The organism is Frankia sp. Allo2, assembly GCF_000733325.1.
In the GTDB taxonomy this organism is placed as follows: Bacteria; Actinomycetota; Actinomycetes; order Frankiales; family Frankiaceae; genus Frankia; species Frankia casuarinae.
Map to the genome: position 1 here is coordinate 38,415 of NZ_JPHT01000028.1, position 21,120 is coordinate 59,534.

The window sequence follows — 21,120 nt, forward strand, 5'->3', positions numbered from 1 at the left end:
GGGTCGCGGCCGGCCCCGGCCGGCGGGATCCCGACGCGACCGAACCGGGTGGTGGCGGGGACGCGCGCCCCATCTCGCTGCTTGGCCTACGACTGACCGAGCCTCAGGCGCCCCATAACGCGCTGGTTACCCGTCGTCCCGCCCGATCACGTCCGGGCGGGACCCGTTCGGAGCCCGCTACCGGTCGGACAGGGGGCCCCTCCGGGGGGCGCGGGAGCACGGCAGCCCCGCCGCCCACCCCCGTGCCACCGGCCCCGCCGCCCGCGCCACTGCTCCCGCCGCCCGCGCCACTGCTCCCGCCGGGCCGGAGCGCGCCCCCCGTGGGCCTTCCATTGACCGCGCCGCCCGGCCCGAGCTCCGCCTGGCCCGGTGCCTCGCTCACCGTGTCCGGCGGAGCGGGGTGGACGCCCGACCTCGCCGCCGCGACGTCGGCGGCCGGGCCGCCGGACCCGGACCCGACCGGTCCGGATCCGTACCCGGTGGACCCGTACCCGACGCCACCGGATCCACCGCCCGGTGCGCCGCCGCCCCCGGCGGTTTCCCCACCGCTCCCGGCCGTCCCGCCGCCCGGGGAGACCTGGGAGAACATCGCGGTGCTGGTCCCCGCGGCCGGGCAGCCGGTGAACCTCCCGGATGGAACGCCGGTCGTCCCCGTTTCCCGGGCCGCCACCGCGCCGCCCCCCGACGGCTCGCCCGGTGCCGGGCCCGTATCCGGGCGGCTTCCCCCGTCCGCGGCGGCTGACCCGGGTTGGCCGGTGCCGGAGGCGTGGCCCGACGCCGACTCCTTGGGCGGACCCACGGTCGGCCGACAGGCGGTCGAAACGCCTGGTCTGGAGCCAGCCTGGTCCATCCCGGTCCCCGCGAACCTGCCGGCGCGGCGGTCCGGCTTGGCCCCTTCCCTGCCCGTCCGGGCGGCGGTGGCCGCGGTGACGCCGTCCGGTGGTCGGGCGGTGGTCCCGGCCGTCGCGGGAACGGGCGGTTCGTCGGTCGCGCGGGCGCGGGCCGGTGGGCGGCGGGTGCTGGTTGGGGGATTCGGTGGCGGAGGCGGCCGGACGACGGTCGCCGCGGGTCTGGGACTGGCGATCGCGGAGCACCACGGTCATCGGGTGATGGCCGTGGACGCATCCCCGGACCAGTCCGGGCTGCTTGCGCACCGGGTCGGCCTCATGTCACCGGGCGTGGGGTTGCGGGAGCTGGCCACGGCGCGGCCACCGGTGTCCTCGTTGGAGGACGTGCGCCGGTTTGTCGCCTCCGACGGCTCCGGTGGCCTGGAGGTGCTGGCCGGACTGCGTGATCTTACCGGGCCGGGGTTGCTTCCCGAGGAGCTGGCGTGGGCACTCGACCTGCTCGGACACTGGTATCCGGTCGTCGTCGCGGACGCCCCACCGGGGTGGAGCCAGCCGGTGCCGGCCACCCTGCTGGCGCGGGCGGACCTCGTCGTGTTGACGATCCGGGCCGGCGAGACGGAGATCGCCGGTGCGGACGACGCGTTGAGCGCGTTGACCGCGGCCGGTCGGCCAGATCTCGCTGCCACCGTCATCGTGGCCGTCGTCGAGACGTATCCCTCCCGGTTGAGCCGCGGGGCGCGGCTGCGTCTCGAACATCTCGAGGACCGGGCCTACATGACGGTGCCGGTGCCGTTCGACGCGGCGCTCGCCGACAGCCGTCCGATCAGCTGGTACCGCCTGCGTCGCCGGACCAGGTTTGCCTTCCAGCGTCTCGCCGGGGCGGTCGCCACCGCCCCGCTTCCCGGGTCGCAACCGGCCACCGTGCTGGCCCGGCCCGCCATCGCAGCCCCCGGTCGGGGCCCTCAACCATGGCCCGGGCCCGTCCGGGCCATGGTGAACGCCACGGACCCGATCCGGTACCGGCCCGCCGCGCCGCCTGGGCCCTAGGCTGGCGAGAATGGCACGCGATCTGCTGACTCCGTCTGGTCAGGGCGATGACGGCCGCGCCGACGAGTCGCTCACCCGAGCGCTCGCCNCCANCCCGGTCGNCCCCGCCGTTCTGACCGCCGCGCTGCGCCAGGCCCGGGTCTTCGTCGGAGTCGAGGCTCGGCTCACCGCCGCCGACGCCGTCACCGGTGCGGACAAGACCAGCGAGATGGCGCTGACGACCCTGCGCACCCCGTCCGGCGCGACCGCGCTACCGATCTTCTCCAGCGTCAGCGCGCTCACCGCCTGGCGCTCCTCGGCCCGGCCGGTTCCGGTCGCCGCGGTGGACGCCTGCACGGAGGCGGTCCGGCTGGGGCTCGGAGCGGTGGTGATCGACGTGGCCGGTCCGCGCTCGGCCAGTCTGGACGTCGGCCCGGGCGGTCCCGCGCCGGTGCCCGGCGGATCCGGCTCCGACGCGCCGTCCGGAACCCTCGACACGCCGCGCGTGACCGAAGCCGCGGACCTCGACAAGCTGAGGGTGACCGCCCTGCGCCGTCCGTCCGATCCGGATGGTCCGTTATCCCGGCGGCGGGTTCGGGAGGCGTTGCGGACCGTGACTGAGCGGGTCGAGGTGTGGCCGGCGGAACTGCTCCTCCCGGGTGCCGGCGCCCCACGCCCGGTGCTCGCCGTCGCGGTACGTCAGGGCGGAGATGCGGACGCGCGGTCCGGGGAGTTGCTTGCCCGGCGGTTGTCCCGGCTGCTCGCCACCGATCCGGCCCCGGCCCCGGCCCCGGCGCGGGAGCAGGAGCGGGCCTCGGGCCCGGCCGTGCTGCTCGTGAGCGCGCGGGAGGCCGAGGCGGTGCGCCGCCATCTGGGGCGGGGCCTGCGCCCGACGCGCCGATGGCCGGTGCGGTTCGCGAGGTGAGCGCCGCCGGCCCTTTCGGAGCGCCCGGACGATGATGTGATCGTCGTGTCGCCCGGTCTGGTGCTACGCTGGGCCGCAGACCGCCTGCCGGCTGGTTTTGTTCCGTCCGCTGGCGTTGCCGTTTCCAGGCAGCCAGGGCACGGCGCGGAGCCTGATCGGCAGGACCAAGCGGGGGTTCGCCCTCCACCCGATGTCAGCACTGATGTCGCCNCCCCGGGACGTCAGCAGGTCCTCAGGCCGGAGTTCCGGCTGGGGGCCGCGGTGGCCGGGTCGCCGGTCGGCCGAGCCGTTTCCGCGGTCGTCGGCCGGGAGCCTGGTGTACCAGGCTCGGTGCTCCGCTGCGGTGAGGTCATGCCCGCGCGTCGAGCAACGGAGGAAACACATCAGCACAGAGTCCCGTATCAACGACCGGATTCGCGTCCCCGAGGTTCGCCTCGTCGGCGCGGAGGGTGAGCAGATCGGCATCGTCTCGATCGGTGAGGCCATGCGTATGGCGCAGGAGGTCGATCTCGACCTCGTCGAGGTCGCGCCGACCGCTCGTCCCCCGGTCTGCAAGCTGATGGACTACGGAAAGTTCAAGTACGAGTCCGACCAGAAGCGTCGGGAGGCTCGGAAGAACCAGGTCCAGACCGTCATCAAGGAAATGAAGCTGCGGCCGAAGATCGATCCGCACGACTACGAGACCAAGAAGGGTCACGTCGTGCGTTTCCTGCGGGCCGGCGACAAGGTCAAGATTACGATCATGTTCCGCGGTCGGGAGCAGTCCCGGCCCGAGCTCGGCATCCGCCTGCTCCAACGGCTGTCCGCCGACGTGGCCGACCTTGGTTATGTCGAGGCTCAGCCCAAGCAGGACGGCCGGAACATGACCATGGTCATGGCCCCGCACAAGGGCTCGAAGCCGCAGCGGGTGCCGGAACCGGCCGGCCACGTCTGACTCGAGGGCGGGCAGTCCGCGCGGTGGCGCCGCCACCGGTTCCGGATCTCGCCACGCCGGTTGTTCGATCACCCACGTAACCCGTCAGGATGTCAACATGCCCAAACAGAAGTCCCACAGCGGTGCGAGCAAGCGGTTCCGGGTCACCGGCTCCGGCAAGGTGCTGCGCCAGCGGGCCAACCGCCGCCACTACCTGGAGCACAAGACCAGCCGCCTCACCCGCAGACTGGATGGCGTGGTGCCGTTGACGAAGGCGGACAACCGACGCGTCAAGCGCCTGCTCGCCCGCTGACCGTGGCCCGCTGACGACTCCGGCCCCGACTGCGGCGGGCCCGCCGGTCGCGGTCGGCCCGCCGTTGGCGGCCGACTCCGGCCCGGGCCGCCGGACGCACCCGAACGAAGGAGACAGGTGCCCTCATGGCACGCGTGAAGCGGGCGGTCAACGCCCAGAAGAAGCGCCGTACGGTCCTCGAGCAGGCCAGCGGCTACCGGGGCCAGCGCTCGCGGCTCTACCGCAAGGCCAAGGAGCAGATGCTCCACTCGATGACCTACTCCTACCGGGACCGCCGCGCGCGCAAGGGCGACTTCCGGCAGCTGTGGATCACTCGGATCAACGCGGCGGCGCGGGCGAACGGTCTGACCTACAACCGCTTCGTGCAGGGTCTGAAGCTGTCCGGCGTCGAAGTCGACCGCAAGATCCTGGCCGACCTCGCGGTCAACGACGCGGTCGCGTTCACCGCCCTGGTCGAGGTGGCACGGGCCGCGCTGGCGGCGGCGCCGGAGCCCACCGCCGCCTGAGCCCGTCGCGACGTCGGCCCGTGCCCGCCTCCCGCGTGTCCTCCACGACCGACGCCCCTTCGCCGGACGCCCCTTCGCCGGGGCCGGCGCCGATCGCCGGAGCGCGCTCCGGGCGGGTCGGCGCCGCGCGTCGCCTCAAGCGGCCCGCGGCCCGGCGCGAGCAGGGCAGGTTCCTGGTCGAGGGGGTGCAGGCGGTGGGCGCGGCATTGGCCGTCGGCGAGCTGCTTGAGGTGTTCGTCGGAGTCTCTGCGACTCCCCGGCACGAGGAGTTGCTGAGGGCGGTCCGGGTGCCGGTCCGGGTCGTGACGGACGAGGCCGTGGCGTCGCTGTCGGAGACGGTGACCCCCCAGGGCCTCGTCGCGGTCGCGGCCCTGCCCGCTCATCGGCTCGCCGACCTGCACGCCCCCCGGCTGGTCGCGGTGTGCATCGGCGCGGGCGATCCGGGTAACGCCGGCACGGTGATCCGCAGCGCGGACGCGGCCGGAGCGGACGCCGTCGTCTTCACCGGGAGCGGTGTCGACCCCTTCGGGGGCAAGTGCGTGCGCTCCTCGGCCGGCAGCCACTTTCACCTCCCGGTGATCGTGGAACCAGCCTTGGCCGGGGTGCTGGACCGGCTGCGGGCCCGGGGTTGCCGCATCGTGGCGACGTCCGGAGCCGCGGATCGCGACATTGACACCGCCGTCGCGGCCGGTGAGCTCGACGGGCCGACGGCGTGGCTGTTCGGTAACGAGGCACATGGGCTGGCTTCGGCTACTCTGGCCGCCGCGGACGCGGTTCTGCGGGTACCGGTGTACGGTCAGGCCGAGTCCCTGAATCTTGCGGTTGCGTCCGCCCTGTGCCTTTACGCGTCGGCGCGGGCGCAGAGAACGGGCAGGTCCGGTACTGACGGCACCGGAGGAGGTGGTCGACGGTGATGAACATTGTCACGTCGCCATCCGGGCAGGTGCCGCCCTCCGGCCCCGGCTGCGCGCCCGATGCCACCGATTCAGCCGTGTCGGCCGCGCAGGACGGCCCACTGCCTGCCGCCGCCTTCGACCTGCTACCGGATTCGGTGATCGTGACCGACGCCGCCGGCGTCGTCGAGGTGTTCAACCGGGCGGCGGCGAAGCTCACCGGGGTGGATGGACCGTCCGCGATCGGCCGGCATCTGACCGAGGTCCTCCCGTTGCTGGACGAGCGGGGCAACGACTGGTGGGAGTGCTCTACAGCCAGCCGGAACCTGCCGCGGGTCACCGGGCAGCCGGAGCGGCGCCTGACCTACGCGGGTCCAGTCCACGACCGTGACTTCCACGTCACGGTGCGGTTCAACCGGGTCGCCGGTCGGCTGGTGCGGGTGTCGCTGTCCCTGCGCGACACCCTCAGCCGCGAGCGGCTGGAACGCAACCGGGCGGACCTGGTCGCGACCGTGGCGCACGAGCTGCGCTCGCCGCTGACCAGTGTGAAGGGATTCACCGCGACGCTGCTCGCCAAGTGGGACCGGTTCACCGACGAGCAGAAGAAGCTCATGCTGAACACGGTCAACACCGACGCCGACCGGGTCACGCGCCTGCTCACCGAGGTGCTGGACGTCTCTCGGATCGACTCCGGACGCATCCAGGTCCGCAAGCAGATCGTCGACCTGCCCGCCCGGGTGCGTTCGGTGGTGGACGGCAAGGTGGCCTCGGGCGCGGCGGGCGCCGACCGGTTCTTCATCCGCGAGGAGGGCGAACTGCCCGAGATGTGGGTCGATCCGGACAAGATTGAACAGGTACTGCACAACCTCGTCGACAACGCCCTGCGGCATGGTGCGGGTACTGTGACGGTACTGCTGCGTGGCAGGGACAGCGGCACGGAGGTAAGCGTGGCCGACGAGGGTGAAGGCGTGTCCGAATCGAACGCCGCGCGCGTGTTCACGAAGTTCTGGCGGGGCGCCAGCCGCGGGAACGGCACCGGCCTCGGGCTCTACATCGCCAAGGCGCTGATCGAGGCGCACGGCGGCACCATCTCGGTCGGCCGGGCCCCGGGTGGCGGCGCCGAGTTCCGATTTTTCGTGCCCGCCGGTGGCCCGGTGTTCGGCTGACGCCGAGCACCGCGAACCGACCGGTGGGCGCCCCGGGCGGCCAGGCGCGCGCCGCCGCCCCAGGACCGGACNCCCCAGGNCCGGACGAACCCCGCCGCAGGCCGGACGACCCCGGCTTCCCGCCGGGATGACCCTGCTTTTCACCCGATGACGAGGATGAGCATCGTGCCCGCCCCTGGAGAGACTGTCGACCCGTCCCGGGTCCACGCCCTCGACCCCGATCAGCTCGACGCGGCCGTCAACGCGGCGCGGGAGTCGATCCGCGCCGCCGCCGATCTCGACGCGCTGGCAGCCGTCCGTACCGCCCACATCCAGGGTGCCTCCGCACCGCTGGTGCTGGCCCGCCGGGAGCTCGGTGCCCTGCCCCGTGCGGAGCGTGCCGACGCCGGTCGCCGGCACAACGCCGCCCGCACGGCCGTACAGGCCGCCTACGACGCCCGGCTGGCCGAACTCACCGCCGAACGCGACGCCCGGGTGCTGCGCGAGGAACGGGTCGACGTGACCCTGCCCGTCGACCGCCGCCGCCGTGGTGCCCGCCACCCGCTGACCGCCCTGTCCGACCGGCTTGCCGACGTGTTCGTGGCGATGGGCTACGAGGTCGCCGAGGGACCCGAGGTCGAACACGACTGGTTCAACTTCGAGGCCCTGAACATGGCGCCCGATCACCCGGCCCGCAGCGAGCACGACACGCTCTACGTCGCGCCGACCGGGGCGGGCCGGGTGCTGCGTACCCACACCTCCCCGGTGCAGATCCGCTCCCTGCTGAACCGCCCGCTGCCCGTGTACGTCGTGTGCCCGGGGCGGACATACCGCAACGACACCATCGATGCGACGCACTCGCCGGTCTTCGGCCAGCTCGAAGGTCTGGCCGTGGACAGGGGCATCACCATGGCGGACCTGCGCGGCACCCTGGAGGTCTTCGCCCAGGCGTTGTTCGGGGCGGGCCTGTCGACGCGGCTGCGCCCGTCGTTCTTCCCGTTCACCGAGCCGTCCGCGGAACTGGACGTGCAGTGCTTCGCCTGCCGCGGGGAGGCGGCCCGCCAGCCCTGTCGGGTCTGTTCGGACGAGGGCTGGATCGAGGCCGGCGGCTGCGGCATGGTCGACCCGCACGTCCTGCGGGCCGCGGGGGTCGACCCGACCCGGTACAGCGGTTTCGCGTTCGGGATGGGGCTGGAACGGGCCGCGATGGTCCGCCATGGCATCCGGGAGATCCGCGATTTCGTCGACGGTGACGTCCGGTTCAGCCTGCCGTTCGGAATCGAGGACTGACCCATGCTGATCGTGATGTCCTGGCTGCGGGAGTATGTGGCGGGGCTGCCGCCCACGCGGGCCGTCGCCGACGCGTTGATCCGGGCCGGTTTCGAGGTCGAGGGACTGCGTAGCGTCGGGGGCGAGTTCTCCGGCGTGGTCGTCGGGGAGATCGTCGACTTCGAGATCGTCGAGACGAAGAAGAAGGCCGTCCGCTGGTGCCAGGTCCGGGTCGCCGAGAGCGCCGGAGCCGAGGATGCCGGAGCCGAGAGCGCCGGATCCAGGGGCGAGGGCGTGCGCGGCGTCATCTGCGGGGCGCACAACTTCGCCGTCGGCGACCGGGTGGCGGTCGCGCTGCCCGGCGCCGTGCTGCCCGGCGGGTTCGAGATCACCGCGCGGAGGACCTACGGCCATGTCAGCGAGGGGATGATCTGCTCGGCCCGGGAACTGGGCCTCGGCGAGGAGTCCGACGGCATCCTGGTGCTCGCGCCGCGGGCGCCGATCGGCGCCGACGTCGCCGAGCTGCTCGATCTCGCCGACGAGGTGCTTGACATCGCGGTCACCCCGGACCGGGGCTACGGTCTGTCGGTGCGGGGGATCGCCCGGGAGGCGGCGACCGCCTTCGCGCTGCCGTTCACGGACCCGGGCGCGCCGGCGGACCCGGCAGCCGTCCCGGGGCCCGCCAGGGAGGCCTATCCGGTCGTCGTCGAGGACACCGCGGCGTGTGACCGCTACGTCGCCCGGGTGGTGACCGGGGTCGACTCGCGGGCCACCACCCCGCTGGGGTGGCAGCGGCGGCTGTCGCTGTCCGGGATGCGGTCAATCTCGGTGCCGGTCGACGTCACCAACGCCGTGCTGCTGGGCCTCGGCCAGCCGTTGCACGCCTTCGACCGGGCGAAGCTGGCCGGCGCGATCATTGTGCGCCGGGCCGTCGCCGGAGAGACGCTGCGCACCCTCGACGGGGTCGACCGCACTCTCGACCCCGAGGATCTGGTCATCGCCGACGACACCGGTCCGATCGCGCTCGCCGGGGTGATGGGCGGGGCCAGCACGGAGGTGTCCGCGACGACCACCGACATCGTCCTCGAGGCTGCGCACTTCGACCCGATCACGGTGGCCCGCACCGCCCGCCGGCACCGGCTGTCCTCGGAGGCGTCGCGGCGTTTCGAACGCGGCGTCGACCCGGCACTCGCGCCGGTCGCCGCGGCGCTGGCCGTCGACCTGCTCGCCGAGCTCGCCGCCGCCCGTCCCGAGCCCGGCGTGACCGACCTGGACCACCGCCCCGCCCCGGCGCCGGTGACCCTGCCGCTGACGGAACCGGAACGCCTCGCCGGCCGGCCCTACCCCGCCGAGGTGGTGCGGCGCCGGCTCGTCGACGTCGGCTGCGCGGTGGCTGACGGGTCGGCGACCGAGGACCTGCCCGGTGTTCTGATCGCGACGCCGCCGTCCTGGCGTCCCGACCTGNCCCGGCCCGCCGATCTCGTCGAGGAGATCATGCGGCTGGAGGGGTACGACACCATCCCGGTGACCCTGCCGTCGCTGCCCGCGGGGCGCGGGCTCACCGCCGCGCAGCGGATGCACCGCGCGGTGGGCCGGGCGCTGGCCCATGCGGGGTTCGCCGAGGTGCTTACCCTGCCGTTCGTACCCGAGGACGCCGCCGACGCGCTCAGCCTGGCCGCGGCCGACCCGCGGCGTGCGGCGGTCCGGATCGCGAACCCGATCGCCGAGGACGCCGGCTACCTGCGGACGACCCTGCTACCCGGACTGATCGCGGCGGCCGTGCGCAACATCGGCCGGGGGCAGCGCGATCTCGCCCTGTTCGAGAGCGGTCTGGTGTTCCGGGAACGCGAACGGATCCCGACGGACGTCGNCACCCCGCCGGTGGATCGTCGGCCCTCCGCCGCGGAGATCGCCGCTCTGGACTCGNCCCTGCCCGGCCAGCCCCGCCACGTCGCCGCGCTCCTCACCGGGCGCCGTGAGCCAGGTGGCTGGTCCACGCCGGCCCGGGACGCGGACTGGGCGGACGCGGTGGACGCCGCGCACGTGGTCGCCGAGGCGGTGGGCGTGACCCTCACGGTCAGAGCCGGCAATGTCATGCCCTGGCACCCGGGCCGCCTCGCGGAGCTCTCGATCGACGGCCGGGTCGTGGGCCACGCGGGTGAGCTGCACCCCCGGGTGCTCAGCGACGTCGGGCTTCCGCCTCGGGCCGGCGCGATGGAACTGGACCTCGATGCCCTGATCGAGGTCGCGTCGGCGGCGCCGCCGATGATCGCGCCGACGATCTCCACCTATCCGCCCGCCGACCGGGATGTGGCGCTCGTCGTGCCGATCGAGGTGCCGGTCGCCGATGTGACGGCGGCACTGCGGGCCGGAGCCGGTGACCTGCTGGAGTCCCTGACCCTCTTCGACGTCTTCGAGGGCGCCCAGGTCGGGGTCGGTCAGCGCTCGCTGGCCTTCGGCCTGCGGCTGCGCGCCGGGGACCGGACGCTGACGGCCGCCGAGGCGAACGCGGTGCGGGACGCGGCGGTCGCCCGGGCGGCGGAGCTTACCGGCGCGTCCCTGCGCGCCTGAGGCCGAGACGGGTTACGCCAGCATCATTGCATGATCATGAGTTGGCGTGTATAAAATTGCAATCATGGGTGTGACGGTAGCAGTTGCGGGGGCGAGTGGGTACGGCGGCGGAGAGCTGCTGCGCCTGCTCCTCGCCCATCCCGAAATCAAGATCGGTGCGCTGGCCGCGAACGCGTCCGCCGGCCTGCCGGTGACGGAGGTGCATCCCCACCTGCCCGACCTGGAGGGCCGGGTGTTCACGGACGCGGCCGCGCTGGCCGGGACCGACGCGGACATCGTTTTCCTGGCGCTGCCGCACGGTCAGTCGGCCGCGGTGGCGGCCACCCTGCCCGACACCGTGCGGGTCGCCGATCTGGGTGCCGATCATCGGCTCGTCGACCCGGAGGCGTGGCGGCGCGCCTACGGGGGGGAGCACGCCGGGACCTGGACCTACGGCCTGCCCGAGCTCCCCTGGGCACGGGCGGAGATCGCCGCGAGCCGGCGAGTGGCGATTCCGGGCTGCTATCCCACGGCGACCTCTCTCGGGCTCGTGCCGCTGCTGGTCGGCGGCCTCGTGGAGCCCGCCGACCTGGTCGTTGTCGCGGCGAGCGGCACGTCCGGCGCGGGGCGCTCGGCCACGGTGAACCTGCTCGGCAGCGAGGTGATGGGTGACCTGACCGCCTACAAGGTGGGCACCCACCAGCACAGACCCGAGATCACGCAGACCCTCTCCCGGGCCGCCGGTATGACCGTGACGGTGTCCTTCACCCCGGTGCTCGCCCCGCTTCCCCGCGGCATCCTCGCGACCAGCACCGGCCGGGCCACCCCGGGCACCGACGCGGACGCCGTGTACGAGACGCTGCGGGCCGCCTACGCGGGGGAGCCGTTCGTCCGGGTGCTGCCGCCGGGGCGCTGGCCGCACACCGCGGCGACGCTCGGCGGGAACGCCGTTCATGTGCAAGGGACCTTCGACCCGGAGACCGGCCGGGCGATCGTCGTCACCGCGATCGACAACCTCGGCAAGGGCGCGGCCGGCCAGGCGCTGCAGTGCGCCAACCTGATGCTCGGCCTGCCCGAGACCGCCGGGCTGACCGCTCAGGGCATCGCCCCCTGACCGTTTTCGGCCCGGTAGATCGGTAGGTCGGTAGATCGGTCGGTAGATCGGTAGGTCGGTAAGGACGCGGGAGCATCGATCAGCAACATCGATCAGCAACGCGGCCAGGAGACAGGAGAGGGTTGAGTTGAGCGTTACCGCCCCACGGGGCTTCCGCGCCGCCGGAGTGGCGGCCGGGTTGAAGCCGTCCGGCCGTCCGGACGTGGCGCTCGTCGTCAACGACGGGCCGTCCGACGCCGCCGCCGGGATCTTCACCGCCAACCGGGTTCAGGCGGCTCCGGTGCTCTGGACCCGCCAGGTCCTCGCCGACGGCCGGCTGCGCGCCGTCATCCTCAACTCCGGCGGGGCGAACGCCTGCACCGGTCCGGCCGGATTCGCCGATACCCATGCCACGGCCGAGCACGTCGCCGGGGCGCTCGGCCTCGGTGCCGGCGACGTCGCGGTCTGCTCGACCGGTCTCATCGGCGTCCGCCTGCCCATGGACAACCTGCTCGCCGGCGCCACCAAGGCGGTGGCGGACCTCGCTGACACCGACACCGCCGGCGCCGCGGCTGCGGAGGCGATCCGCACCACCGACACCGTCGCGAAGGCCGCGGTCCGCACCTCGTCAACGACCCCGGGTGTCACCATCGGCGGGATGGGNAAGGGCGCGGCGATGCTGGCGCCGTCGCTCGCGACGATGCTCGTGGTGGTCACCACCGACGCCGTCGCGGACGCCGCCACCCTCGATCGGGTGATCCGGGCGTCCTCGCGGGTCAGCTTCGAGCGGGTCGATTCCGACGGCTGCCTGTCCACCAACGACACCGTGCTGCTGCTGGCCTCGGGCGCCGCCGGGGTGAGCCTGCCCGAGGCGGAGCTGACGGGGCTGGTCACCGAGGTGTGCATCGACCTCGCCCAGCAGATGCTCGGCGATGCCGAGGGTTCGACGAAGACCATCGCCATCACCGTGACCGGAGCCGCGACCGAGGACGACGGGCTGGAGGTCGGCCGGGCCGTCGCCCGCAACAACCTGCTCAAGTGCGCTCTGTACGGCAAGGACCCGAACTGGGGACGGGTGCTCGCCGCGATCGGCACCACGAAGGCCGTCTTCGAGCCCGACGCGCTGGACGTGTCCATCAACGAGGTGCGGGTCTGCCGGGCCGGGGCCCCCGGCGAGGACCGCGACCTCGTCGACCTGTCCGGCCGTGAGGTGCGCATCGGCGTCGATCTGCACGCCGGCGATGCCGAGGTCACCGTCTGGACGAACGACCTGACCGACGGGTACGTCTACGAGAACTCGGCGTACTCGACATGAACGCCCCGACCCGGACGCCGCCGCCTTCGAACGGTGGGCACGGCAGCACCGGCAGCACCGGCAGCACCGGCGACGCCGCCCCGGGCGGGGGCACCGGGCGGGGCCCGGCCGCCACCGCCCGCGGCCATGCGGCGCTCGCGAAGACCCAGGTCCTCATCGAGGCGCTCCCGTGGCTGTCGCGGTTCCAGGGCGCGACCATCGTCGTCAAGTACGGCGGCAACGCGATGACGGAGCCGGCGCTGCGCGAGGCCTTCGCCGCCGACGTCGTGTTCCTGCGCCACTCGGGGCTGCGGGTGGTCGTCGTGCACGGCGGCGGTCCGCAGATCACCGCGCATCTGGAGCGCCTCGGTGTCCCCTCAACGTTCGTCGGCGGCCTGCGGGTCACCACCCCACAGACCATGGACGTCGTGCGGATGGTCCTGCTCGGCCAGGTCAATCGGGACGTCGTGGGGCTCGTCAACGACCACGGCCCGTTCGCCGTCGGGCTGTCCGGTGAGGACGCCAACCTCTTCACCGCGCGGCGCCGCCCGGCGATCGTCGATGGCCGGGAGGTCGACGTCGGCCTGGTCGGCGACATCGTCGAGGTCCGACCGGAGACGATCAACGCCCTGCTCGGCTCCGGGAAGGTGCCGGTGGTCGCGTCGGTCGCCCGCGGCGTCGACGGCGGGGTCTACAACGTCAACGCCGACACCGCCGCCGCCGAACTCGCCGTCGCGCTCGGGGCTACGAAGCTCGTCGTCCTGACCGACGTCGAGGGCCTCTACGCGGACTGGCCGGCGAGCGACGAGGTGATCAGTGAGCTGAGCATCACCGAGCTCGAACAGCTCCTCCCCTCGCTCACCGCCGGCATGATTCCCAAGATGGAGGCCTGCCGGCGGGCGGTGCGTGGCGGTGTTCCGCAGGCGCACGTGCTCGACGGACGGGTGCCGCACGCGGTGCTCCTGGAGATCTTCACCGACGATGGCATCGGCACCTTGATCATGGCCGAGTCGGGCACCTCGCCTGAGCCGGGTACGCCCCCCGCACCCGCCGCGCGCCCGGCCGGGATCGTTCCGGCCGGCGAACCGACCGGAGGAACGCCATGAACGCCGAGATCGCTGAGAACCCAGTGAACCCAGTGAACCCAGTGAACGCCGAGATCGCTAAGGACGCCGATCTGATCGCCCGGCGGGACGCCGTCGTGATGGCGACCTACGGCCGACCCGCGATCTCCCTGGCCCGGGGGGCCGGCAGCCGGGTGTGGGACCATGACGGCCGCGAATATCTCGACCTGGTCGGCGGGGTAGCCGTCAGCGTGCTCGGTCACTGCCACCCGGCGGTCCGGGACGCCGTCGTCGGCCAGCTCGGCGCTCTCGGCCACGTGTCGAACCTCTATGCCAACGAGCCTCAGGTGCTGCTGGCCGAACGGCTCGTCGAGCTGCTGCGGGTCGGCGCGCCGAGCCCCGGGCTTCCGCCCGAGGGGGCGAAGGTCTTTTTCTGCAACTCGGGGGCGGAGGCCAACGAGGCAGCAATCAAGATCGCCCGCCGGACCGGCCGTCCGGAGATTATCGCCACCGAGGGCTCGTTCCACGGTCGGACCCTGGGCGCGCTGTCCATTACCGGTCAGCCGGCCAAGCGGGCACCGTTCGAGCCACTGCTGCCCGGCGTCCGGTTCGTGCCCTATGGAGACGGCGCGGCCCTGCGCGCCGCCGTCAGCGAGGCGACCGCGGCGGTGTTCCTGGAACCGACCCTCGGTGAAGGCGGTGTCGTGCCGCCGCCGACCGGCTACCTCGCCGCCGCGCGGGCTGTCTGTGACTCCGCCGGCGCGCTGCTGGTCCTGGACGAGGTACAGAGCGGCATCGGCCGGACCGGCTCGTGGTTCGCTCACCAGGCCGAGGGCGTGCTGCCCGACGTGATCACCCTGGCCAAGGGACTCGGCGGTGGCCTGCCCGTCGGCGCCTGCGTCGGCATCGGCGCGGCGGGGACGCTGTTNCGCCCGGGGGNTCATGGCAGCACCTTCGGCGGCGGCCCGATCGTCTGCGCGGCGGCGCTCGCGGTGCTCGACACGATCGCCGCCGAGGGCCTGCTTGAACACGCGTCGCGGCTCGGGGAGCGGCTGGCCGCGGCGATCCGGGCGGCGGGCGTGCCCGGCGTGGCGGGGGTCCGGGGACAGGGGCTGTGGCGGGCGATCGAGCTCGACGGCCCGTTCGCGCCGGCGGNGGNGAAGGCCGCCCGCGAGGCCGGTTACCTGGTGAACGCCGTCGCCCCCGACGCCATCCGGCTCGCCCCACCGCTGATCCTCACCGCCGCCGAGGTGGACGCCTTCGTCGCGGCCCTGCCCGGCATCGTCGGCGACGCGCTCGCCGCCCGGGTTCCGTCGGCGCAGTCCGCGTCGGCGCAGTCCGCGTCAGCCCCGGGCTCTAGGGTCAGCGCATGACGGTCCGACACTTCCTTCTCGACACCGACCTGACCCCCGCGGAGCAGACCGCTCTGCTCGACCTCGCCGACGGGTTCAAGGCACGCCGCCGCGTCACCCGGCTGACGGAGCGTCCGCTCGCCGGGCGCTCGGTGGCGCTGCTGTTCGAGAAGCCGTCGACGCGCACCCGACTGTCGTTCGACGTGGGCGTCGCTGAGCTCGGCGGCCACCCGGTGGTGATCGACGCGGCGAGCGCGCAGCTTGGCCGGGGGGAGACCATCGAGGACACCGCCGCCGTGCTGAGCCGGTACGTCGACGCGATCGTCGTGCGTACCTTCGCGCAGGAGCGGCTGGAGCGGCTGGCGGCGGCGGCCACCGTTCCGGTGATCAATGCGCTGTCCGACCACGCCCATCCCTGCCAGGCCCTGGCCGACCTGCAGACGATCCGGGAGCGGCGGGGNCGCCNGGCCGGGNTGACCCNGACCTACCTGGGCGACGGCAACAACGTCGCGCACTCGCTGCTGCTCGCCGGCGCGTCGGCCGGCATGCGGGTGCACGTGGCCTCGCCGCCCGGCTATGAGCCGTTCGAGCAGGTGGTGCGGCACGCCAATGAGATCGGCATGGTGACCGGGGGGGAGGCGCTGGTGATGCACGACGCGCTGGAGGCCGCCGCCGGGGCAGACGTGCTTTACACCGACGTGTGGGCGTCGATGGGTCAGGAGAGTGAGTCGGACAGCCGCGCGTTGGTGTTCCAGCCGTACCGCCTCGACGAGAAGGCCGTCGAGGCCGCTTCGCCCGACGTGATCGTCATGCACTGCCTGCCCGCGCATCGGGAGCTCGAGATCACCACGTCGGTGATCGACGGACCCCGTTCGGTCGTGTTCGACCAGGCCGAGAACCGGCTGCACGCCCAGAAGGCCCTGCTGTCGATCCTGCTGTCCGAGGGCGTCGGTCCGACCGGCACCGCCGGAAGCGCGTCCGGGGTGGGGGGCGCATCGTCGGTGGGGGGCGCATCGTCGGTGGGGGGCACCGGGCGATGACCTCGGAAGCAGGCGCGGAGGCCGCGCGTGCCGCGCCGTTGACCAAGCACGCCCGCCAGGCTCGGCTGGCGGCGTTGATCGGTCAGCGCGGCGTGCGTTCACAGACCGAGCTCGCGCGTCTGCTGGCCGCCGAGGGCGTCCAGGTTACCCAGGCAACCCTGTCCCGTGATCTGGAGGACATCGGGGCGACCAAGGTGCGCGGTCCGGACGGCGGCTTGGTCTACGCGGTCGAGGCGAACCTCGCGCCGGCGGAGATCGTCCGGTTGTCGCTCACCCGGCTCTGCGAGGAACTGCTGGTCTCCGCGGAGGCCAACGGCGACCTGGTCGTGCTGCGCACACCGTCGGGCGCCGCGCAGCTGTTCGCCTCGGTGCTCGACCGGGAGGCGCTTCCGGGGGTCATGGGCACGATCGCGGGGGATGACACGGTGCTCGTCGTCTGCCGGTCGGCTCCCGCAGCCGAGGCCCTGGTCCGTCCGGAGAGCTCGGTCCGTCCGGAGAGTTCGGTCGGTCCGGGAGATCCCGCTGGTCAGGGAGGGCATGCTGGTCCGAGGGGTCCGGCACTCGCCGCTCATCTCCTGTGGCTCGCCGACGGCCGGGCGCGGGGAGCGTCGACGGGATCGTCCGCCGTGCCAGACCAGGATGCGTAGCGGTGCGCCGGCGACGCCGTGAACCGGCCTTCCCGGCATCCTTGATGAACATAGCGCTAATTTTTGCTAAAAATAGCACTCATCGGTTTTTCTTTAACCAGCCTGGCGTGATTTTCAATAATTCAACATGATTCTGATATAAAACGACATAAGGAGATAAGTACTGTGACCGAACGCGTCGTGCTTGCCTACTCGGGCGGCCTCGACACGTCCGTGGCCATCGGTTGGATCGGCGCCGAGACCGGCGCCGACGTCGTCGCGCTGGCGGTTGACGTCGGCCAGGGCGGCGAGGACCTCGAGGCCATCCGGCAGCGCGCCCTCACCTGTGGCGCGGTCGAGTCGATCGTCGTCGACGCCCGTGAGGAGTTCGCCGAGTCCTTCGTCGCTCCGGCGATTAAGAGCAATGCGCTCTACATGGACCGGTATCCGTTGATCTCGTCCCTGTCGCGACCCGTCATCGTCAGGCATCTGGTCGCCGCGGCCCGCGAGCACGGGGCGGACGCCATCGCGCACGGCTGCACCGGCAAGGGCAACGACCAGGTGCGCTTCGAGGTCGGGGTGGCGGCGCTCGCCCCCGGGCTGAGCGTGCTCGCCCCGGTGCGCGACTCGGGGATGACCCGGGACAAGGCGATCGCCTTCGCGGAGGAACGCGGCCTGCCGATCGACGTGTCGAAGAAATCGCCGTATTCCATCGACCAGAACCTGTGGGGCCGCACCGCCGAGTGCGGCGTCCTCGAGGACCCGTGGGCCCAGCCGCCGGAGGATGTCTTCGTCTACTCCGCGGACCCCACCGTCGCGCGGATCCCCGACGAGGTGACCATCTCGTTCATCGACGGTGTCCCGGTGGGGTTGGACGGGCGCTCCCTCCCGCTCGCCGATCTCGTCGCCGAGCTCAACGTCCGGGCGGGCGCCCACGGCGTGGGCCGGATCGACCTGATCGAGGACCGGCTCGTCGGCATCAAGAGCCGGGAGATCTACGAGTGCCCGGCGGCGATCACGCTGCTAACGGCCCACCGGGACCTCGAGGACCTCACGCTTGAGCGGGACGTCGCCCGGTTCAAGCGGGGCATCGACCAGCGGTGGGGTGAGATCGTCTACGACGGTCTGTGGTACTCGCCGCTGAAGAGCGCGTTGGACGCCTTCGTCGACTCCGCCAGCGCCGGAGTGTCCGGGGAGGTGCGGATCCGGCTCGTGGGTGGCGTCGCCCAGGTCGTCGGCCGGCGCAGCCCGGCCAGTCTGTACGACCACGCACTGGCCACCTACGACGCCGGCGACCAGTTCGACCAGCGCGACGCCCGCGGGTTCATCGAGCTCTGGGGTCTGCCGACGAAGGTCTGGGCGGCGCGCGAGCAGCGGCTGAACCCGTGACCGCGACGCACCCGCCCGGCGGGAACGACACGACGCGCAGAGGGCCCGGTGACGGGGCGCCCGGTGACGGGGCGCCGATGCGGCTGTGGGGCGGGCGCTTCGCCGGCGGCCCGGCGGAGGCGCTCGCCCGGCTGTCGATAAGCGTCCAGTTCGACTGGCGGCTGGCGCCCTACGATCTGCTCGCGTCGAAGTCGCACGCCCGGGTCCTGCACCGGGCCGGGTTGCTCGACGCCGACGAGCTCGCGGCGATGCTCGCCGCCCTGGACGAGCTCTCCGACGCGGTCGCCCAGGGCCGGTTCCGCCCGACCGTCGAGGACGAGGACGTCCACACCGCCCTCGAACGTGGTCTGCTCGAACGGCTCGGAACGCTGGGCGGAAAGCTGCGGGCCGGCCGGAGCCGCAACGACCAGGTCGCCACCGACCTGCGGCTCTACCTGCGGGACTCGGCCCGCGAGGTGGCCGCGCGGCTGACCGAGTTGTCCCACGCGCTGGTCGTGCTTGCCGAGCAGCACGTCGACACCCCGGCCCCCGGGATGACCCACCTGCAGCACGCCCAGCNGATCTCCTTCGGTCATCAGCTGCTGGCACACGTGCAGGCGTTCGTCCGGGACATCGACCGGTTGCGCGACTGGGACGTCCGGGCGTCGGTGAGCGCCCTGGGGGCCGGGGCACTGGCCGGTTCCTCGCTGCCGCTCGACCCGCAGGGGGTGGCCGCGGAGCTGGGGTTCGACCGGGCGTTCGCCAACTCCCTCGACGCGGTCTCCGACCGGGACTTCGCCGCCGAGTTCCTGTTCGTGGCGGCCCTGATCGGGGTGCACCTGTCGCGGCTCGGCGAGGAGATCGTGCTCTGGACGACGAGGGAGTTCGGCTGGGTCGAACTGGACGACGCCTTCGCGACCGGTAGCTCGATCATGCCGCAGAAGAAGAACCCGGACGTCGCGGAGCTGGCCCGGGGGAAGTCCGGCCGGCTCATCGGGGATCTGACCGGTTTCCTGGCCACCCTCAAGGGACTGCCGCTCGCCTACGACCGCGATCTGCAGGAGGACAAGGAGCCGGTCTTCGACGCGGTCGACACCCTGCTGCTGGTGTTGCCCGCGCTGACCGGCACGGTTGCGACCATGCGGGTCCGTCGCGAGCGGCTCGTCGCCGCGGCGCCCGACGGCTTCGCGCTGGCCACGGATGTCGCCGAGTACCTGGTGCGCCGAGGGGTGCCGTTTCGTCAGGCGCACGAGGCGGTCGGCCAGTTCGTGTCGTGGTGCGTGGCCCACGACGTCGATCTCGACGAGGTGTCGGACGACGATCTCGGTATGATCAACCCCCTGCTCACCCCGGACGTGCGCGAGGTGCTGTCGGTGCGGGGAGCGCTGGAGGCCCGCTCGGCCCCCGGCGGGACCGCTCCCGACCGGGTCCGCGAGCAGATCGCCGCGTTGCGTCCGGTGCTGGACCGGGACCAGGCCTGGGCGGTGGGCTGACGGCACTACCCGAATCCTCGCCCGGCATGGCACCGACGGACGGTGCCGCGCCGGACGGGGTGGACTTCTATGACCGGCCCGTTCTGGCCGTCGCACCGGCTCTTCTTGGTGCGACGGTCTGGCACGGGCCGGTCGCCGTTCGGATCACCGAGGTCGAGGCGTACGGGGGGCTGGACGATCCCGCCTCGCACGCCTACCGCGGCCCGACGCCGCGCGCGGCCGTCATGTTCGGACCGCCGGGACGGGCCTACGTCTACCTCAGTTACGGCGTCCACTGGTGTCTGAACGTAGTGTGCGGACCGGTCGGTTCGGCGTCGGCCGTGCTCCTGCGCTCCGGAGAGGTCGTGGCGGGTCGTGACCTCGTGGCGGGNCGTTTCCCGCGCCTGGTCGAGGCGGACCTGGCGCGTGGCCCCGGCCGGTTGGGACGGGCGCTCGCCGTGACCGGCGCATTGAGCGGAACCACGATCACCGGCCCGGGGCCGGTCACGGTGGCACTGGCCGGGGGCCGGGGGATCCGTCCTCCCGGCCCGCCCGGTATCTCCGGCGGCCGGGTCCGCCGCGGCCCCCGGGCGGGGATTCGGGTGGCGACCGAATGGCCCTGGCGATTCTGGCTCGCTGGCGAGGCGACGGTCAGCGGCCCGCGGCCGCCGCGTCGACCCAGGTGAGTCGACCCGGTGATGCTCTGGCCCGTGTTCCGGGTGTCAGTCTTCCGGCCCAGACCATCAAGCGTCCCATATCAGAAGATCACAACGAACTGGTCTTGAGAAGGTGTGACGTACATCACATATCTTGGTAAGGGATTGATTTGACGTCCCCCGTCATCCACCCGTAATGTTCTCTCTGTCAGCGAGACACCGGATCCGCCGAGTACCACGGATGCGGTCGGTGACTGCCCCCCCGAGGGGCGCGTGTGGCAGATGTACGGCAGCCCCCGTCTGGGGAGTAACTGACGAGCATCCTCCAGAATTTTGTAAGAAGCCAGCAAGCCGCCTGAGGGCGACGTCTTGCGACGTCTACTCAGTAGCGCCTGCTCCTTGAGAACTCAACAGCGTGCCGATTGTCAGTGCCAATTGTTTTACCCCGTTCATGGCCTGGCTGGGTGGTGTCCCACGTGGTGGGGTGGCTGTCTGGTTGGGTTGTGAGGGATTCCTTTGGACACGGTGGTGGGCCTGTGAGGGTCTGCTGTCGATGTCGGGGTCTGTCGATGTTTTTGCATCGGCGCTCTCAATGCATTGATGGAGAGTTTGATCCTGGCTCAGGACGAACGCTGGCGGCGTGCTTAACACATGCAAGTCGAGCGGGGAGCTTCGGCTCTCAGCGGCGAACGGGTGAGTAACACGTGGGCAACCTGCCCCGAGCTCTGGAATAACCTCGGGAAACCGGGGCTAATGCCGGATATGAC

General features: G+C 72.5%; 18 protein-coding genes and 1 rRNA gene. All 19 read left to right on the forward strand.

The window, feature by feature from the left end:
- Nucleotides 1–320 precede the first annotated feature (320 nt).
- Nucleotides 321–1,895 (forward strand): ATPase involved in chromosome partitioning, encoded by a 1,575-nt coding sequence (locus ALLO2_RS25815; RefSeq protein WP_023841501.1) that lies wholly within the window; start codon nucleotides 321–323, stop codon nucleotides 1,893–1,895.
- A 10-nt stretch (nucleotides 1,896–1,905) separates the two neighbouring features.
- A complete protein-coding gene (locus tag ALLO2_RS17165; protein WP_035733398.1) occupies nucleotides 1,906–2,799 on the forward strand; it encodes an SseB family protein in 894 nt (297 codons plus the stop codon).
- A gap of 343 nt (nucleotides 2,800–3,142) precedes the next feature.
- Nucleotides 3,143–3,733 (forward strand): translation initiation factor IF-3, encoded by a 591-nt coding sequence (gene infC, locus ALLO2_RS17175; RefSeq protein ID WP_070982428.1) that lies wholly within the window; start codon nucleotides 3,143–3,145, stop codon nucleotides 3,731–3,733.
- A 97-nt stretch (nucleotides 3,734–3,830) separates the two neighbouring features.
- Nucleotides 3,831–4,025, forward strand: a complete 195-nt coding sequence (gene rpmI / locus ALLO2_RS17180; RefSeq protein WP_011437566.1) for a 50S ribosomal protein L35 — start codon at nucleotides 3,831–3,833, stop codon at nucleotides 4,023–4,025.
- A 125-nt stretch (nucleotides 4,026–4,150) separates the two neighbouring features.
- Nucleotides 4,151–4,531: a 50S ribosomal protein L20 gene (gene rplT, locus ALLO2_RS17185; protein WP_011437565.1), complete on the forward strand. Its 381-nt coding sequence runs from the start codon at nucleotides 4,151–4,153 to the stop codon at nucleotides 4,529–4,531.
- A 35-nt stretch (nucleotides 4,532–4,566) separates the two neighbouring features.
- A complete protein-coding gene (locus ALLO2_RS17190) occupies nucleotides 4,567–5,445 on the forward strand; it encodes an RNA methyltransferase (RefSeq protein WP_049761106.1) in 879 nt (292 codons plus the stop codon).
- Complete coding sequence (locus ALLO2_RS17195; protein ID WP_011437563.1) at nucleotides 5,445–6,590, forward strand: PAS domain-containing sensor histidine kinase; 1,146 nt, start codon at nucleotides 5,445–5,447, stop codon at nucleotides 6,588–6,590. Before ALLO2_RS17190 ends, ALLO2_RS17195 begins: the two co-directional genes overlap by 1 nt.
- 165 nt (nucleotides 6,591–6,755) lie before the next feature.
- Nucleotides 6,756–7,859 carry a phenylalanine--tRNA ligase subunit alpha gene (gene pheS, locus ALLO2_RS17200; RefSeq protein WP_011437562.1) on the forward strand — a complete coding sequence of 368 codons (1,104 nt, stop codon included), beginning with the start codon at nucleotides 6,756–6,758 and terminating at the stop codon, nucleotides 7,857–7,859.
- A 3-nt stretch (nucleotides 7,860–7,862) separates the two neighbouring features.
- On the forward strand, nucleotides 7,863–10,409 hold the full coding sequence (gene pheT / locus ALLO2_RS17205) for a phenylalanine--tRNA ligase subunit beta (RefSeq protein ID WP_035733402.1): 2,547 nt from the start codon (nucleotides 7,863–7,865) through the stop codon (nucleotides 10,407–10,409).
- Nucleotides 10,410–10,473: 64 nt separating this feature from the next.
- Entirely contained in the window at nucleotides 10,474–11,502 is a 1,029-nt protein-coding gene (argC, locus tag ALLO2_RS17210) for an N-acetyl-gamma-glutamyl-phosphate reductase (protein ID WP_011437560.1), read from the forward strand.
- A gap of 127 nt (nucleotides 11,503–11,629) precedes the next feature.
- Nucleotides 11,630–12,796, forward strand: a complete 1,167-nt coding sequence (argJ, locus tag ALLO2_RS17215; protein ID WP_011437559.1) for a bifunctional glutamate N-acetyltransferase/amino-acid acetyltransferase ArgJ — start codon at nucleotides 11,630–11,632, stop codon at nucleotides 12,794–12,796.
- Nucleotides 12,793–13,881, forward strand: a complete 1,089-nt coding sequence (gene argB / locus ALLO2_RS17220) for an acetylglutamate kinase (RefSeq protein WP_011437558.1) — start codon at nucleotides 12,793–12,795, stop codon at nucleotides 13,879–13,881. Before argJ ends, argB begins: the two co-directional genes overlap by 4 nt.
- Nucleotides 13,878–15,212 (forward strand): acetylornithine transaminase, encoded by a 1,335-nt coding sequence (locus ALLO2_RS17225; RefSeq protein WP_084588473.1) that lies wholly within the window; start codon nucleotides 13,878–13,880, stop codon nucleotides 15,210–15,212. The genes argB and ALLO2_RS17225 overlap by 4 nt, the downstream gene beginning before the upstream one ends.
- On the forward strand, nucleotides 15,209–16,231 hold the full coding sequence (argF, locus tag ALLO2_RS17230) for an ornithine carbamoyltransferase (protein ID WP_035733405.1): 1,023 nt from the start codon (nucleotides 15,209–15,211) through the stop codon (nucleotides 16,229–16,231). The genes ALLO2_RS17225 and argF overlap by 4 nt, the downstream gene beginning before the upstream one ends.
- Complete coding sequence (gene argR, locus ALLO2_RS17235) at nucleotides 16,228–16,878, forward strand: arginine repressor (RefSeq protein ID WP_023841505.1); 651 nt, start codon at nucleotides 16,228–16,230, stop codon at nucleotides 16,876–16,878. The genes argF and argR overlap by 4 nt, the downstream gene beginning before the upstream one ends.
- 165 nt (nucleotides 16,879–17,043) lie before the next feature.
- Entirely contained in the window at nucleotides 17,044–18,246 is a 1,203-nt protein-coding gene (locus ALLO2_RS17240) for an argininosuccinate synthase (RefSeq protein ID WP_011437554.1), read from the forward strand.
- A 77-nt stretch (nucleotides 18,247–18,323) separates the two neighbouring features.
- The gene (gene argH, locus ALLO2_RS17245) at nucleotides 18,324–19,718 is read left to right on the forward strand and encodes an argininosuccinate lyase (RefSeq protein ID WP_035733421.1); all 1,395 of its coding nucleotides are present in this window, start codon (nucleotides 18,324–18,326) and stop codon (nucleotides 19,716–19,718) included.
- A 26-nt stretch (nucleotides 19,719–19,744) separates the two neighbouring features.
- Nucleotides 19,745–20,383, forward strand: coding sequence for a DNA-3-methyladenine glycosylase (locus ALLO2_RS17250; RefSeq protein WP_011437552.1), 639 nt, complete (start codon nucleotides 19,745–19,747; stop codon nucleotides 20,381–20,383).
- Between the two features lie 567 nt (nucleotides 20,384–20,950).
- Nucleotides 20,951–21,120 (forward strand): 16S ribosomal RNA (locus ALLO2_RS17255); the annotation flags it as partial.